The 16,007-nt window shown below is 48.9% G+C and carries 11 protein-coding genes; 4 read left to right on the top strand and 7 right to left on the bottom strand.

Annotation, left to right across the window (positions count from 1 at the left end):
* Nucleotides 1–517: DUF4214 domain-containing protein (locus ACO0LL_RS20140; RefSeq protein WP_422952607.1), on the bottom strand; the 517-nt coding region annotated here is incomplete at its 3' end.
* Nucleotides 518–847: 330 nt separating this feature from the next.
* Here ACO0LL_RS20140 and ACO0LL_RS20145 point away from each other — a divergent pair.
* Nucleotides 848–1,318: a DUF6265 family protein gene (locus ACO0LL_RS20145; RefSeq protein WP_422952608.1), complete on the top strand. Its 471-nt coding sequence runs from the start codon at nt 848–850 to the stop codon at nt 1,316–1,318.
* Between the two features lie 128 nt (nt 1,319–1,446).
* On the opposite strand, the gene thrC is transcribed toward ACO0LL_RS20145, so the two are convergent.
* The 4 genes from thrC to ACO0LL_RS20165 form a co-directional block, all read right to left on the bottom strand.
* Entirely contained in the window at nt 1,447–2,907 is a 1,461-nt protein-coding gene (thrC, locus tag ACO0LL_RS20150) for a threonine synthase (protein ID WP_422952609.1), read from the bottom strand.
* A gap of 119 nt (nt 2,908–3,026) precedes the next feature.
* The gene (fdhD, locus tag ACO0LL_RS20155) at nt 3,027–4,142 is read right to left on the bottom strand and encodes a formate dehydrogenase accessory sulfurtransferase FdhD (protein WP_422952610.1); all 1,116 of its coding nucleotides are present in this window, start codon (nt 4,140–4,142) and stop codon (nt 3,027–3,029) included.
* Nucleotides 4,143–4,153: 11 nt separating this feature from the next.
* Nucleotides 4,154–6,460 (bottom strand): FdhF/YdeP family oxidoreductase, encoded by a 2,307-nt coding sequence (locus ACO0LL_RS20160; protein WP_422952611.1) that lies wholly within the window; start codon nt 6,458–6,460, stop codon nt 4,154–4,156.
* A gap of 142 nt (nt 6,461–6,602) precedes the next feature.
* Nucleotides 6,603–7,175, bottom strand: a complete 573-nt coding sequence (locus tag ACO0LL_RS20165; protein ID WP_422952612.1) for a helix-turn-helix domain-containing protein — start codon at nt 7,173–7,175, stop codon at nt 6,603–6,605.
* 216 nt (nt 7,176–7,391) lie between these two features.
* On the opposite strand from ACO0LL_RS20165, the gene kbl reads away from it, so the two are divergent.
* The 3 genes from kbl to ACO0LL_RS20180 are packed head-to-tail and all read left to right on the top strand — an operon-like array spanning nt 7,392 to nt 11,016.
* Nucleotides 7,392–8,597, top strand: a complete 1,206-nt coding sequence (gene kbl / locus ACO0LL_RS20170; protein WP_422952613.1) for a glycine C-acetyltransferase — start codon at nt 7,392–7,394, stop codon at nt 8,595–8,597.
* A 9-nt stretch (nt 8,598–8,606) separates the two neighbouring features.
* Nucleotides 8,607–9,596 carry an NAD-dependent epimerase/dehydratase family protein gene (locus tag ACO0LL_RS20175; protein WP_422952614.1) on the top strand — a complete coding sequence of 330 codons (990 nt, stop codon included), beginning with the start codon at nt 8,607–8,609 and terminating at the stop codon, nt 9,594–9,596.
* A gap of 37 nt (nt 9,597–9,633) precedes the next feature.
* Nucleotides 9,634–11,016 carry an L-serine ammonia-lyase gene (locus tag ACO0LL_RS20180; protein ID WP_422952615.1) on the top strand — a complete coding sequence of 461 codons (1,383 nt, stop codon included), beginning with the start codon at nt 9,634–9,636 and terminating at the stop codon, nt 11,014–11,016.
* Nucleotides 11,017–11,051: 35 nt separating this feature from the next.
* Here ACO0LL_RS20180 and ACO0LL_RS20185 read toward each other — a convergent pair whose 3' ends face one another.
* Entirely contained in the window at nt 11,052–13,433 is a 2,382-nt protein-coding gene (locus ACO0LL_RS20185) for a TonB-dependent receptor domain-containing protein (protein WP_422952616.1), read from the bottom strand.
* Nucleotides 13,434–13,713: 280 nt separating this feature from the next.
* Nucleotides 13,714–15,783, bottom strand: a complete 2,070-nt coding sequence (locus ACO0LL_RS20190; protein ID WP_422952617.1) for a hypothetical protein — start codon at nt 15,781–15,783, stop codon at nt 13,714–13,716.
* Nucleotides 15,784–16,007: the final 224 nt, after the last annotated feature.

Consider the following 16,007-nt stretch of genomic DNA (forward strand, 5'->3'; position numbering starts at 1 on the left):
CATTGACGATGGATGTCAGGACTGCATCTTGAACAGCGATTTGGGATGCTTGTGTAGCGGAATCCAGCACTTTGCTCAACCAGTCCTTAGCCAGGGCTGTGTTGCTTGGCAGGGAGTAGGCAACGATCTCTTCGTTGGTGTCGATGGCTGTTGTGAAGGATGTGGCTGCAGCAACTTTGGAGTCAACGGCAACTTTGTCTGCACCGGTAGCACCACCGAGGATGGCCAGAGCGGCTTGACCCAGGGTGACTTTGCCGTTCAGCAGTTGGCCTGTCCAGTAGTTGAGACCTGCTACGTCAGCTTTGTGGCCAAACAGGTTGTTGTAGATGGTGTTGACTGTGTCTTCTGTCGTTTTACCAGCGAATACTGTGGCGTATTCTGCTTGTTTGGAGAAGCTGTCGGCGATTTGGTTCAGTGTGAAACCTTGAGCCATCCAGTAGGCCAGACCATTTGGGTCTGCTGGGCGGTTGAAGTAGGCGATGTAAAGCTTTTGGATGTCAGCAGATGTGTTGGCCATTTAAGTGTCCTGTTTGGTTATTGTTAATATTAAAAATGTACGATCCCTGTCTTCAACCGTTTAAAGTAGTAAATAAATAGATGCGGGGATCTTATTAATTTGCGAACGCAGATTAGCATGTGACATTATTTTTCAATGTGACGTCAGTCACATTAAGTCATAATGTTACAGATATTTACTTCATTTCCATCGAATTTCATGACTTATTTGCGCCTCTGATAATCACACTTTAATTTCCATATACTTTTTTCCAAATATAAAAATTTCTCATAGGTATATACTAAAATTAAACGACTATGACTAAGCCACATCACCTTCAAAGGGGGAAACATGCGTTTGAAATTAATGGCAGTTGCTGGCGCGATATTATTATCTGCAAATACAAGTTGGGCTGCGAATAGCATACAAGATGTGCAATGGCTGCAAGGCTGCTGGCAGGCCACCGGTGCAGAAGCTGGTTCGGAAGAACACTGGCTGGCACCGGCAGGCGGCTCCATACTGGGCATGGGCCGTACAGTGCGCAAATCAAAAACCGTCGCATGGGAATTCATGCGTATACAAGAAAATGCAGATAGCCTGGTTTTTACTGCCCTCCCCTCGGGTAAACCAGAAGCCAATTTTCAATTACTGTCACTGGACAAGCAAAGAGTGGTTTTTGAAAATCCCAGGCCTGAATTCCCACAGCGCGTCATCTATCAATTAAATGCAGACGGCAGTTTGCTAGGACGCATAGAGGGCAAGATGAAAGATCAGGAAAAAGGAATCGATTTTCTCATGCAAAAGATTAGCTGCAATAAGTAATATTGAATTGCTTATCCAGCGCTTAATGAATACACAACAAACACCCAATAAAAAAACCGCATCACGCGGTTTTTTTATTGGGTGTTTGTTGGATGTTTTTTATGGATACCGCGACCAGAACACTTTCATTACAGACCGGTATTTTTTGCGATATAGGCCTTCATCGCATTTACATCGGCAGTCATGACTTCAAATCGTTGCGGCAGCGATTCTATATTTTCAAAGCCAGCCGGGCGTTCAGCATCGCGATTCAATGCCTCTTTGATCGTTTCATTGAATTTGGCTGGCAAGGCTGTTTCCAGCACGACCATAGGCACGCCCTCTTGCAGATGCTCAAATGCGACTTTAATGCCATCCGCAGTATGAGTATCAATGGTGATGTTGAATTCTTTCTCTACCTGGCGTATGGTTTGCAAGCGGTCTGCATGGACAGATTTGCCTGATACAAAACCAAACTTGGCAATCTTGTTGAATTCATCGCCATCGCTGCCTGGCTTGCCTGACAAATCAAAGCCACCTTCGGTTTCAACTTTCTTGAACAGAGCCGCAACACGGGTAGCATCTCTATCCAGCAAGTCATAGATAAAACGCTCAAAATTCGACGCCTTGGAGATATCCATGGATGGACTGGTGGTATGCCAGGTTTCTGCTGATTTGCGCACGCGATAAATGCCTGTGCGGAAAAATTCATCCAGCACATCGTTTTCATTGGTCGCTACGACCAGCTTATCGATAGGTAAACCCATCATGCGAGCAATATGACCTGCGCAGATATTACCGAAATTACCAGACGGTACAGTGAATGAAACCTTTTGTTCATTGCTGGTGGTCGCACTCAGGTAACCGCGGAAGTAATACACTACTTGTGCTACCACACGTGCCCAGTTAATCGAATTGACCGTGCCTATTTTTTGGCGATTTTTGAATTCCAGATCATTTGACACGGCCTTGACCATGTCCTGGCAATCATCAAACACGCCGTCGACAGCGATATTGAAAATATTCGGGTCTTGCAGACTAAACATCTGGGCAGTCTGAAAGGCGCTCATTTTATTATGCGGGGACAGCATGAAAACACGTATGCCCTTCTTGCCGCGCATCGCATATTCAGCAGCGCTGCCAGTATCACCAGAAGTGGCACCAAAGATATTCAGCTCTGCATCATTCTTGGCCAGGGTGTATTCAAACAAGTTGCCCAGCAATTGCATGGCCATGTCCTTGAAAGCCAGTGTTGGGCCATTCGACAAGGCTTGCAATACCAGCTTACGGCCATCCTTGTCTTGCAATACACGCAAGGGAGTAATTTGCGCGGCGGATTCATCGCTGCGGGCATTTTTGTAGACATCTGACGTATAAGTCTTGTCTGCCAGTGCCCTTAAATCAGCCTCGGGGATATCTGTGGCAAACTTTTTCAAGACTTCAAACGCTAATCCGGCGTAAGACAGCTTGCGCCATGCATCAAGCTCAACGTCAGTCACCTGAGGGTAAGTTGTTGGCAAATAAAGGCCACCATCGGGAGCCAGGCCACCTAAGAGAATTTCCGAGAAATTTTGTGCTGCGGTATGCCCGCGTGTTGAAGCGTATTGCATAAGTCGACAGGATGATGAAAAATTGATTGGAAGGATAGAACGAATATTCTTCCTATTATAACTTTCTTACAGACCTAAAACCTCTGTAAATTTGGTGAAAATCCAATTTCATCCCTGCTTCATTCGGTCAGCAGTCTTTCTGGATGCGTGTAAACCACGTAACCATGTTGCCGTACAAAGCCGATCAGACAAATGCCCGCTTGCTCAGCAAGATCAATGGCAAGCGCAGTTGGTGCCGATAATGCAGCTAAAATAGCAATATTGGCACGCGCTGCTTTTTGTACCAGCTCATAACTAAGCCGGCTACTCATAAGGACGAAACCTTCAACTTGCAATTTGGTTTTTACTTTTGCAGTTGCCAAAGCGCCAAGCAATTTATCCAGGGCATTATGCCGGCCTACGTCTTCACGCAATACCAGTATTTCCCCTTGCATATCAACCCAGGCCGCAGCATGCACAGCCCCCGTTTGCAAATTAATGGCCTGCAAAGAACTCAAGCCTTCCAGTGCCTTTAATAAACTGGCTTTGGATAATTGTTGAACAGCTTCAGTCTTGATTGCAGGCAGATCCATTGGCAAAGCCTGCAGACTATCTTTGCCACATAAGCCGCAACCAGTATTACCTGCAAGATGACGGCGACGCTCCTTTAACGCAGCAAACCTTGCTGCCGATATCTGTATTTGCACCTCTATGCCCTGCACTTCTGGATCTGACTGGCATTCCATGTCATAGATTTCGCTGGCATCATCAACTATGGCTTCAGACAGGCTGAAACCTAGCGCAAAGTCTTCCAGATCAAGGGGAGTTGCCAGCATGACTGCATGTGAGATACCGTTATAGACCAGCGCAACCGGCACTTCCTGTGCAATCTGGTCTATCAACTCCTCAGCAACCTGGTTTGAAAAAGCATGTCTTTGTACATTGCGACTGACGACGCCTGTCGGCATCTCAGGCTCACCATCAGACTGGTTCACTGTCGATTCACAAACCCGCCGCCCTTCTTCAGTCAGGCTCAGCAAACTACGGTCACCATCCTGTTGCAAATGAACCCACCCTGCCCCTTTGTGCTGGCCGATAGATTCTTCACCCAGATAAGCTATACAACGCAGCAAAGTACTTTGTCGTACCCCCAGCTTTTTACATAGACGTGGCAATGACAAAGCTTCTGTATGCTGGGCCAGTTCTGCCATCAAGGCATGACTGAGTTGATCCTGCGAATAATTAAGTGCTTCCATTGAAACCAGTATTAAACCTGCACTTGATGCGCGTGGATGATCACAGGTATCGATTTGGATGTCGGCGTACGTGCATGATCAGCAAAACTCGATAAAGGTACCAGACCATTAGTTTCCGGGAAGTAGGCTGCCAGGCAACCCTGGGGTATATTGTAGGCCACCAGCATGAAGCGCTTTGCCTGACGCTTGACACCATCGTCACACAGGCTTTCCATATCTACCCAATCACCTGCCTGCATACCCAGAGCACTAATATCTTCCTGAGCTATGAAAAGCACGCGACGCTCACCGAATACGCCACGGTAGCGGTCATTCATGCCATAGATAGTCGTATTATATTGATCATGCGAACGCATGGTGGCCAGATTGAAAACAGGGGATTGCGTGTTCCTGCGCGCCTGATGGATAGGCAAATCAACCGGGACAGTATGAGTATTGAAATTAGCTTTGTTGGTTGCTGTTACCCATAGCCTCTCAGAGGCGGTATTACGCAAATGAAAGCCACCCGGCACTTTGACGCGCGCATTAAAATCAGCAAAATCATCAAACACGGCGGCAATTTTGTCACGTATGCGGCTATAGTCAGCCAGTAACCAGGCCCAAGGTGTTTTGCTACGGTCTTTCAGGGTAGCTTGCGCCAGACGCGCAACTATGGCCACTTCAGACAGCAAATTTGTAGAGGCTGGTGGATTGATACCAGATGACAGATGCACCATGCTCATGGAATCTTCCACGGTCACCGCCTGCGGGCCGGTCTCTTGAATATCTATTTCCGTACGGCCAAGGCAAGGCAGGATGATCGCTTCATTACCGCAAATCAAGTGGCTGCGGTTGAGCTTGGTAGTCACATGAACGGTCAATGCGCAATTTTTCAGGGCTTTGTGGGTGACTTCTGTATCTGGCGTTGCCGTGGCAAAATTCCCACCCATGCCAAAGAACACTTTACCGCCTTCCCTCAACATCGCCTCAATAGCGCCCACAGTGTCATGGCCATGTTTTTGCGGCGGCGTAAAATCAAATACCTGCCCCAAGCGCTCTAGAAATGCCTGCTTTGGTTTTTCTATGATGCCCATGGTGCGGTCGCCTTGCACATTACTGTGACCACGCACAGGACATGGGCCCGCACCAGGGCGACCGATATTGCCGCGCAAGAGCAGTAGATTAACTATCATCTGTATGGTTGCCACAGAATGTTTGTGCTGGGTGATGCCCATACCCCAGCAGGCAATGACTTTGCCAGCACCCATATAGGTATCGGCCGCACGTTGTATCTGCGCCCGGTCCAGGCCAGATTCTCTGACAATGATATCCCATGACTCTGCCAGCGCCTCAACAGCAAATTGTTCAAAATTGGCGGTATGTTCAGAGATAAACTCTACATCGATAATTCTATGCCGCCCTTCAGCCTGCGCCAGTTGATCTGCTTCCAGCACACATTTGATCATGCCTTTGACGGTTGCCAGATCCCCGCCAATTTTCAACTGAAAATAATCAGATGAAATAGTCGAAGACTGGTCTGTCAACATATCCAGCGCATTTTGCGGATTCTGGAACTTTTCCAGGCCGCGCTCACGCAAGGGATTGAAAGAGACAATGGCAGCGCCACGCTTGGCTGCAGAACGTAACTCACCCAACATGCGCGGGTGATTGGTACCAGGGTTTTGACCAAAAATCAGAATCGCATCGGCAATCTGGAAGTCAGACAGCAACACCGTCCCCTTGCCCACACCTATCGCTTCACGCATGGCAAAGCCAGAAGGCTCATGGCACATGTTCGAGCAATCAGGGAAATTATTAGTGCCAAATTCACGGACAAATAACTGATACAGGAAAGCAGCCTCATTACTGGTACGGCCTGAGGTATAGAAAATTGCATCATCGGGCGTTGGCAAGGCATTCAGGCGTGTTGCGATCAACTCAAAAGCCTGATCCCAGCTAATGACTTTGTATTTGTCGCTGACACGGTCATATTGCATGGGGTGGGTTAAACGCCCCTGCGCTTCCAGCCAGTGATCAGACTTTTCTGCCAATTCACTCACCGTTAAACTGGCGATCAATTCTGGGGTAGCGCGGCGTGCTGTCGATTCCGCAGCCACTGCCTTGGCACCATTTTCACAAAATTCAAAGGTGGATGTGTGATCAGCATCTGGCCAGGCGCAACCCGGACAGTCAAAACCATCTGGTTGATTGGCGGACAACAGGGTCAATGCCCCTTTGCCAGGTATGCCTTGCTCTATGATTTGCTGAGCGACACTTTTTAATGCGCCCCAGCCACCTGCTGGCCTATCATAGACTTTAATTGTTTCATTCTTACTCATGCTGCTTAATCTCCACGCATTTGGGCTTGATGCAACCACTATTATTGCAACCAGATGGCAAATATTGCGTGGTGAACAAGTTTCTAAGTCCAAATGTTACCAGAATCCATAACGCAGCATAGCTATTGCTAGTTAACGATAGTTACCGATGAATAACTACCAGCAAAGCCTTGGCCTCGGCTTTACCCAAATTGCGTATCGCATGGTTCTTATCAGCGTTATAACGTGCAGTTGCCCCCAGTTTCAGTTTTTTACACACGCCATCGACTTCAACTTCAATACTGCCATGCAGTAAAGTCAAATGTTCGGATGCACCAGGGTCATGAGAATTCGACACCAGCGCGCCGCCTGGTGCCAGCGTCAGCTCATACCATTCATATTTACCCGCCAGTTCCATAGGGCCAAGTATGCGCAGGATATAGCCTGCGTGTTCACCCGGCAAGGTGGGCGTTTCATGCGATTCCAATACCCGTATCGCGTCTGGCTTAGGTGATTCTGATGACAACAACTCCGCGATACTGACGCCCAAGGCATTTGCCAATCGCCATGCAACGGCTATAGTGGGATTAGCCTTTTCTCTTTCTATTTGGGACAGCATGGACTTTGACACGCCAGCGGTACGCGACAAATCTTCCAGCGTCAGACCGCGTTCCAGACGCATTTTTTGCAAAGTCGCGCCTACTTCTGGCGGTGTATTGGGTAAAACTTTTTTCATAGAGACTCTTGCATCAGTAAAAAAGCTAGCTTAATATTCGATATATCGAACTTTAGTTCTAGATATTGAATTATTCAATCATTTTAGAAATTTCTAACAATAGTGTAACAGTGCGATTGATATGCAAGCATGAAATTGCCAGTGATTAAGCAATAACTATCTGAAAACAATCAATCCGCACAGCAACACAACAGTAAACAATAATCAGGGGACATCATGAGCCAGAACACTTCCAGGACAAACTTCATCAGCAATTTAGCTGGCAATCTGGACAATTTGCGCGAACAAGGTCTGTACAAGCCAGAGCGCGTGATTGCCTCCCGCCAGGGTTCTGAAGTCACTTGCGATGATGGCCGCAAGCTCATCAATCTGTGCGCCAATAATTACCTGGGCTTGTCTGGTGATGAAGCCATGGTACAGGCATCCATTGCGGCGACTGAGCAATATGGTTATGGCCTGTCTTCTGTACGCTTTATCTGCGGTACACAAACTGTACACAAGCAACTGGAAAAAGCATTGTCGAGCTTTCTCGGCACAGAAGATTGCATCCTGTACGCAGCCGCATTTGATGCCAATGGCGGCGTATTTGAGCCCTTGTTTGATGAAAATGACGCCATCATCTCTGATGCGCTGAATCATGCCTCCATCATAGATGGCATACGCCTGTGCAAGGCAGCACGTTTCCGTTATGTCCATAACGATATGGCAGATCTGGAAAAACAATTGATAGCTGCTGCCGACAAGCGTCACCGCATCATCGTGACTGACGGCGTGTTCTCCATGGATGGCACGATTGCCCAGCTCGACAAGATTTGTGATCTGGCTGACAAATATGATGCACTGGTCATGATAGATGAATGTCATGCATCCGGCTTTATGGGAGCAACGGGTCGCGGCACCCATGAGCATCACAACGTGCTGGGTCGCATTGATATCATTACCGGTACTTTGGGTAAAGCGCTGGGTGGGGCCATGGGTGGCTTTACGGCAGCACGTAAGGAAGTGATAGATACCTTGCGCCAAAAATCCCGGCCTTACCTGTTCTCGAATACGCTTGCGCCATCCATAGCGGGTGCTTCGCTGTCTGTTTTGGAACGTCTATCCAGCTCCACCGAGCTGCGTGACCGCCTGCATGCGAATACGGCACACTTCCGCCGTGAAATTGAGGCTTTGGGCTTTACCATCAAGCCGGGCACCCATCCTGTCGTGCCCGTCATGCTGTTTGATGCGCCAGTTGCGCAAAAATTTGCTGCACGCCTGTATGAACTTGGAGTACTGGTAACCGGCTTCTTTTACCCAGTGGTACCGATGGGCCAGGCCCGCGTGCGCGTACAACTGTCCGCCGCACATACGACTGAACAATTGAATACTGCCTTGGCTGCATTTGCGCAGGCTGGCCGCGAATTAAACATCATTAAGTAAGGGATATCCATGGAACGCATATTAGTGATCGGTGCCAACGGCCAGATCGGCAGTGAATTGGTCGAAGCACTGGCAAACCAGCATGGCGCAGATAATGTCATCGCTGCCGACATCAGGCCAGAGAGTCTGTATGGTGCAAAAATTTACGAAGTCATTGATGTATTAAATACAGAAAGACTGGCGCAAGTCGTTGCTCAATACGACATCACCCAGGTCTATCAACTGGCAGCCATGCTGTCAGCTACGGGTGAACAAGCACCATTGAAAGCCTGGACCTTGAACATGGATGGACTGCTCAACATCCTGGAACTGGCACGTATTCGCAATGAAGCTGGCAAACCCCTGAAAGTATTCTGGCCTTCATCGATTGCTGCATTCGGCCCGAACACGCCCCCAGTCAATACGCCACAATATACCGTGATGGACCCAAGCACGATCTACGGTATCAGCAAACTGGCAGGCGAACGACTGTGCGAATATTACTTCCAGAAATATGGTGTTGATGTCCGTAGCATACGTTACCCAGGCATCATCAGCTACAAGTCTCCTCCAGGCGGTGGCACTACGGACTATGCAATTGCCATTTTCCATTCAGCGCTGCGTGGCGAAACCTATGAATGCTTCCTGGAGTCAGAGACTAGTTTACCCATGATCTACATGCCTGATGCGATACGCGCCACCATTTCATTGATGGATGCACCAGCAGCCAAACTTTCTATACGTTCTTCTTACAATGTTGCAGGTTTAAGCTTTAATCCACGGGAATTAGCGTTTGCAATCAAACAAAATTTGCCTGCATTTGACATACACTACGCGCCTGACAGCCGTCAGGCAATCGCCGCATCCTGGCCACAGAGTCTGGATGACACAGTGGCGCGAGCAGACTGGGGCTGGCAAGCACAAGTAGGCCTGCAACAACTGGTGGAAGACATGCTGAAGAATATTCGTGTCGATCAAAAGGAGTTGAAGGGATTAAAGGAGTTGAACCAGGCCGCTTAAATAATTATCAGAGACAAGTAAAAAAAGAGGTGAATTGATGGACATGCGTGTATTCGAATTATTTAAAATAGGCGTGGGTCCGTCCAGTTCCCATACGGTAGGCCCCATGTTGGCTGCCCGACGTTTTTTACTTGAATCTGCCGATCTCTACAAAGCTGTCAAAATACAGGTAGCTTTATATGGATCCCTCGCCTTGACAGGTCATGGTCATGCGACTGACAAAGCAGCCTTGCTGGGTCTGATGGGCGAAACCCCGCAGGACGTGGTACCTGAAAGCGTGGACGAAAAACTCGCCAACCTGGCGACGTCAGGAAAATTGAATTTATTGGGTGAATACCCCGTCAAGTTCGATGCCGCCACCGATATTCTTTGGTTCAAGCAGGAAGTATTGCCTGGCCACCCGAATGGCATGAAGTTCATACTGACCCGCAATGACGGCAGCAGTTTTGAAAAGGTGTATTACTCCACTGGCGGTGGCTTCATTTATTCGGCAGAAGAACTGGCGAATACTGATAGCTCTGAAAACACTGACAAGAAACCACTGCCCTATCCTTTTGCGACGATGGCAGAACTGCTGGCCCATGGCAAGCGTACCGGCTTATCCATCACGGATATGTTGCGTGCCAATGAAAATGTGTATTGCACCGATGAAGAACTGGATGCAGGCCTGGATAAAATCTGGGCAGTCATGAAGGGCTGTATTTCACGTGGTCTGCAAACATCGGGCGAATTACCGGGCGGTTTGCACGTCAAGCGCCGCGCTGCCAAATTATGGCGCGCTGCTAATGAAACTGCCGACGTATTACCACATGATGGCTTGCACCGTGTCAGCCTGTATGCCATGGCAGTAAATGAGGAAAATGCCGCTGGTGGCCGTGTTGTCACAGCTCCTACCAATGGCGCAGCTGGCATTATCCCGGCAGTGCTGCGCTATTACGCCGAAGACTGCAAACCCAGCCACCCGGAACAAGGCATACGCAATTTCATGCTGGCAGCGTCTGCCATAGGCATGTTATGCAAAACCAATGCCTCTATTTCTGGCGCTGAAATTGGTTGCCAGGGCGAAGTCGGCGTAGCATGCGCCATGGCTGCTGCTGGCCTGACCGCTGCATTAGGCGGCACTAATGAGCAAATCGAATCAGCCGCTGAAATTGGCATAGAACATCACCTGGGCATGACTTGCGACCCTATTGGTGGCCTGGTGCAAATTCCCTGCATAGAACGTAATGGCATGGGGGCAGTCAAGGCAATTACGGCTGCGTCATTATCTTTGCGCAGCGACGGCACACATCATGTCAGCCTCGATGACGTGATAGAAACCATGCGCGCAACTGGCTTTGACATGCAGGCCAAATACAAGGAAACCTCATTGGGTGGCCTGGCGGTGCATGTGGTTACCGTCAACTACGCAGCCTGCTGATATCTCAAATTTAAATGAAGCACTGCGACAGTGTTTCATTCCTTGGACTTGCCCCCAAAACTGTAACGCACGCCCAGCCATATCATGCGTGGCGCACTGGGCGTGTAGAAAGTCGTCCCCTTGGCGTCAGAATTGCTGTAGCCACCATTGGCGGTGATTGCATAAGGACCAAGCTGTCCAGCCGTGTAATAACGCTGATCAAACAGATTGCTGACATTGACAGAGAATTTCCATTGCGGGTTTGGTCTGTAACTCGCAGACAGGCTGACGACTGCATACCCCGGCATATTACCCGCCCCAAAATTTGTCAGACCATCAGGTGCATGGGCATTGTTTTCATTGCCCCGCACAAAACTCTTGCCTACTCCTAGCACTTCAATGCCTGCCGAGGTTTGTGCATTAAATTCATAATTTGCATGAGCTTTAAAAATTTGCTGCGGAATCAGCGGTATCAGGTCTCCGGGCTTGACGCTGATATTGGCACTAGCATTTGCAAGGCTGTTATTTTGCGAACCCAGGATGTCTGTACTTTGGTAGCTTGCCTTTATCCAGGTGTAGTTCAGCCCATAACTGAAATTATCCTGACTGCTTGCAATACCTGCCTCAACCCCCTGCCGCCTGGTTTGTCCAAAGTTCTTGAAATAACCAGTCGCAGCGGAATTGGCCACGAACAGGATGTCATCTTCGTTGACACCCCTGAAAACACCTGCAGTCCATACAATTTTGCCAGGTAATTTACCACGCAGGCCAGCTTCCCAGGTTTTGGAAATCACCTGCTTCAATGCCGGGTCACCTGCCATGGAATTTGGCAAGCGGCAGCCAAAGTCAGGGTCAGCACAACCCAGCTCTATAGAGGTTGGCGCCCTGCTGCTCTCGCTATAAGCTGCATAGATATTCGTGGCCGGACTTGCCACATAGCTGACACCGACAGCCGGATTAAAACGCCTGAAGACGTGATCCCCATCCAGGGAACCACGTTGAGCACCCTTGGTCGTGGCATTGTTATAGGGGTAGAGTCGGTCAGTATTTTTGAGGCTGGTATTATTGTAACGGGCGGACAAAGTCAGATGCCAGGCGTCTGACAAAGTCAGAGTGTCGCTGCCAAACAGACTCCAGGTACTTGTTTGCCCATCCAGATTGACGCGCTGGTCAAAAGCATTTTCAGAATTCTGTGTACCATCTGCATAAGCATTGACAGCCGTGATGCTGCGATCAGGATTCAGGTAACCAAACTGGCTAGCCTGATTAAAGCTGGTGCGACTGGCATCATAAGCAGCACCGAAGACAATCCGGTTATTATATCCAGGCGCTCTGCTTAGTGAACTCAATTGCGCACTGAGGCCATAGTTTTGCTGACGGGTATTGGTATTGGTAATAATGCCAGTGCATTTTTCATTTGGTTCAGCATTCGTACCCGCCTGGGCAATACAGCGCAGACTAGGGAAGGAGAAAGCAGAGCTTATCCTGCTGTTGCTACTTTCAATTACAGGGTTATAGCCATGCGCCAGCAACCAGTTCTTGTCCGCCGTTTGACCGGTGTAATACAGGGACTCGCCAAGAGCCTCCTCATTCAGGTCACCATTCGTAGTAGCAGTATGAGTATTGCGATAATAGGCATTGCCGGATAACTGCAAGGTGTCACCGAGATTTGTTCTGGTTTCCAGATTGATGAAACTTGCCCGGTTTTTTGTTACGTCTGGCAGGGTGAACACACTGGCATAGCGACTATCCAGCAACTGTTGCTCCTGCGATCCATTACCTGTCATCTCACTGCTGGCCCATGCATAGCCAAGCTTGAATTCGCTTTTGCTATCATGCCAGCCCAACTTGCCAAAGAGTTGCTTCAACTTAGATGGAGAGGCATCCCTCCAGCCATCTTCCTGGTAATTATTAGCAGTAAAGTACCAGTCCAGGCCTTGTTGATTTGTTCCGCCGTGCTCAATGCTGACATTGCGACGTGCATAAGAGCCTGCCCCCAGTTCGAGCGAGGTGCCGGCATCATGCCTGCCATCTTTGGTTTGCAGCGATAAAGCACCACCAAGTGTATTGAGGCCGAATAAAGGGTTTGCTCCCGATATCAGCGTCACGGAAGAAATAGCTGATTTTGGAATCAAATCCCACATCACCACGTCGCCAAATGGCTGATTCAGGCGCACACCATCCAGATAAACAGATAATCCTTGTGGTGTACCCAATAAAGGCGACGCCGTATAACCCCGGTAGTTCACATCATTCATGAAAGGATTACCCTGCACATCATTGACATGCACGCTGCCCAGATAGCGGTTGAAGAATTCAGAAATATTCAGCGCCCCGCTCTTCTCCATATCTTTGCTATTGGCAGTTTGCACAGCGGCCGGGATTTGCTCCTTATTTAAGCCCGTGCCAGGCAAAGCGGTGATGCCTATGATTTCCACCGGAGGACTGATGATAGTTTCAGGGACAGCCCTAGCCTGACCAGCTAAACTGGAAAGAGATAAGGCAAAAACACAGAAAAAGGGTCTGGGAAAGGGTAATGAATCCATAGCTCCACATATTTGTCATTTTCATAATTTCAATTATGGATAATACAATAAATATGAAATAGACAAAAAAATATCACCCCAAGTGTGGCCTCAGGGTGACATTGGTGACTATTGATAACAACATTAGAGAATCGCGGACAAACTATGAATACCAATTGATGGAAGCTCTACATCAGGGCTGCAAAGAAAAGCCCTTTTGCCCTGCCTGCCAAAGCAGGAATGCCCAGCTATCAGCCTGCTCAGCCAGAGCGTCAACCTTCCAGGCATTCGCGAAATCAGTACGGAATAATGCTGGTCTGGATTTATTCACATTTGCAGCCTGCAAGCGTGCGACAAATTTGCTGCTCATCCAGATCGGCGTGTCAGCAACACCGAAACGTGCAGAGATCAGGGTAGCAGGATAAGACTGGCCATCGCGCAAGCCCAGGTAGGCATTGGCATTTGCGAGCCTGGTCTTGTCTGCCGCAGTCAATTTTTTGGATTTACCATTGCCTGTCGACTCAGACTGCAAAGCTGCACTTTGTACCGCAGCAAATAATTCCGGACGCTGACTGATTGCTTGTGCCAGCCAGCGCTTACCCGGGCCAGGTTCTTGCGTGACCAGTTTCCCGGAAGTGGTATAACCTTCACTGACCAGATAATCAGCTGCCGTAAGAAATTCATCAAGCTCATCGTTAGCGCTTTTTTGCTTGAGATTCTCATTTGCAGGGACATAGACTATGGCCATCACAGCGTCCTGCTCCAGCCAGGCCAGGCGCAACGCGTCGAATTTCGCTAACTTCGACAAACCCGTGCCAGTTTCCATCGTCAGCAATAAGGGATGCTTGCCATCAAGCTCCATACCTTGCGGATATAAGAGCGTCAGTGCAATTTGTTTATCAGTGCCGGGCTTGGTGATGCTCAGGTTTTTGCTGGCGATGCGATGAAAGCCAACTTGCGGCGAACGGAAAACTTCTACATTCCTGATTTGCCCGCCTGCCAGAGCGCGATAAGACAAGGGTGCGGCATTCGCCGCCTCTAATATAAACAAGGCACCATCGGTGTCTATATCTGCATTCAATTCACTGATACGGCCAGCATAAGGCAAAGTCAGCTCTTCTTTTTTGCTACCATCCAGCTCGACTTTGATGAGCTTGCTATAACCAGCTTCAGCCACATGCATATACAGCGCATTTTTTGCGACCGCCATATTCAGCAACTCATCACTAGTTGCTGGCACTACCTCCTTGGCAGCACTCAATTGCGGGGTTTTTAAATCCAGCTTCAGGATTGCTCCTGTACTTTTCTTTTTTGTTGAGAGCAGATAAAGCTGTTCCCCTGCCAGCCAGGCATTTTTGATTTTGTCTGTGGGTGAAGCCAATCTTTGCCAGGCAGTTGCCGCGCCCTTTAGCTGATCTTGCTTGATAAGATACAAACTGCGATCCTGACTCTGTCCGTGTTGAACCTCGGCCAACAGGTACGGAGAATTTTGACTACTTTTAATTACTACCGCATCAGTGGCGGTAAATCGCCGACTCTTGCTGACACCCGGACCTATGAGCGGCAAATCTGTTTCCAGTTTGCTTCTCAGCACATGTTGCCAGACTGCGCCGCGGTCGGCACCAGTTTTGGCAGGTGCCTTGCGATAATAAATCGCAGTCGAGTCAGGCTTCCAGGCTACTTCCTTGTTGTCCGGGGCTATTGCATCGAGATTGTCCTTTAACATGCCAGCGTCGCTGGTTTTGATAATGCGCAGGCTATGCCGCTGGCGCCCAGTGTTAACGATATCAACAGCCACATGACTGCCATCGAGAGATGGGGTAAAAAAACTTAGGCTCTGTCCGGGCTCGGTTAGTAATAACAGGCGCTCAGCATTGGTAGCAGCATTGCGCATGAATAGTTGGTGTCGGTTATCAGCCGTTGTGCGGGCAAAAAACTGCATGCCACGCACCTCAATCAACCTGCCCGCGCCAAACTCCGTCGCTTGCAAGACTTTGAGACGCTTCAGCAATGCATCACGGCCACTGATGCGGGCCAGCACGGTATTACTAAAGTCCGTCTGCTTTTTCATCCAGGAGCGGACCTGCGTGTCACTTAATGACTCGAGGAAGCGATAAGGATCAGTCAGTGTTGAGGTTTGCTCTGTCACCGCCTGCTTGGGCAATGGGGGGTAATCACCCCAGGTCTGCAACTGGGCATGCGCCAGCGCAGGCACAATGCCAAGTACTGCCAATAGCTGTTTTATGTTCTGTTTTGCTGGCATGCTGGTTCCAAGTCCTGGTTTCCTGACAGGGCTACAGTATCTCTCACACCTGTGGAAAATTGCAAAAATCACCTGATTTTTTTAATGCAGTCTTCGCTGCTCATGTTTCAATTCTTGAATTTCATCCCTTACTTTCTGCATTTCATCGCAAACGCATGGCAGACAGGGGGCAGCTTGCTTAAAGTGCTCACATCGCAAGAACAAATGAAAAACCAGGGAGAAAA

It is taken from the genome of Undibacterium sp. TC4M20W, from assembly GCF_049340245.1.
Taxonomy (GTDB): domain Bacteria; phylum Pseudomonadota; class Gammaproteobacteria; order Burkholderiales; family Burkholderiaceae_D; genus Undibacterium.

Bases quoted from the DNA above. Each gene is read 5' to 3' on its own strand.
- ACO0LL_RS20145 (WP_422952608.1), top strand. From the start codon at position 848: ATGCGTTTGAAATTAATGGCAGTTGCTGGCGCGATATTATTATCTGCA.
- thrC (WP_422952609.1), bottom strand. From the start codon at position 2,907: ATGCAATACGCTTCAACACGCGGGCATACCGCAGCACAAAATTTCTCG.
- fdhD (WP_422952610.1), bottom strand. From the start codon at position 4,142: ATGGAAGCACTTAATTATTCGCAGGATCAACTCAGTCATGCCTTGATG.
- ACO0LL_RS20160 (WP_422952611.1), bottom strand. From the start codon at position 6,460: ATGAGTAAGAATGAAACAATTAAAGTCTATGATAGGCCAGCAGGTGGC.
- ACO0LL_RS20165 (WP_422952612.1), bottom strand. From the start codon at position 7,175: ATGAAAAAAGTTTTACCCAATACACCGCCAGAAGTAGGCGCGACTTTG.
- kbl (WP_422952613.1), top strand. From the start codon at position 7,392: ATGAGCCAGAACACTTCCAGGACAAACTTCATCAGCAATTTAGCTGGC.
- ACO0LL_RS20175 (WP_422952614.1), top strand. From the start codon at position 8,607: ATGGAACGCATATTAGTGATCGGTGCCAACGGCCAGATCGGCAGTGAA.
- ACO0LL_RS20180 (WP_422952615.1), top strand. From the start codon at position 9,634: ATGGACATGCGTGTATTCGAATTATTTAAAATAGGCGTGGGTCCGTCC.
- ACO0LL_RS20190 (WP_422952617.1), bottom strand. From the start codon at position 15,783: ATGCCAGCAAAACAGAACATAAAACAGCTATTGGCAGTACTTGGCATT.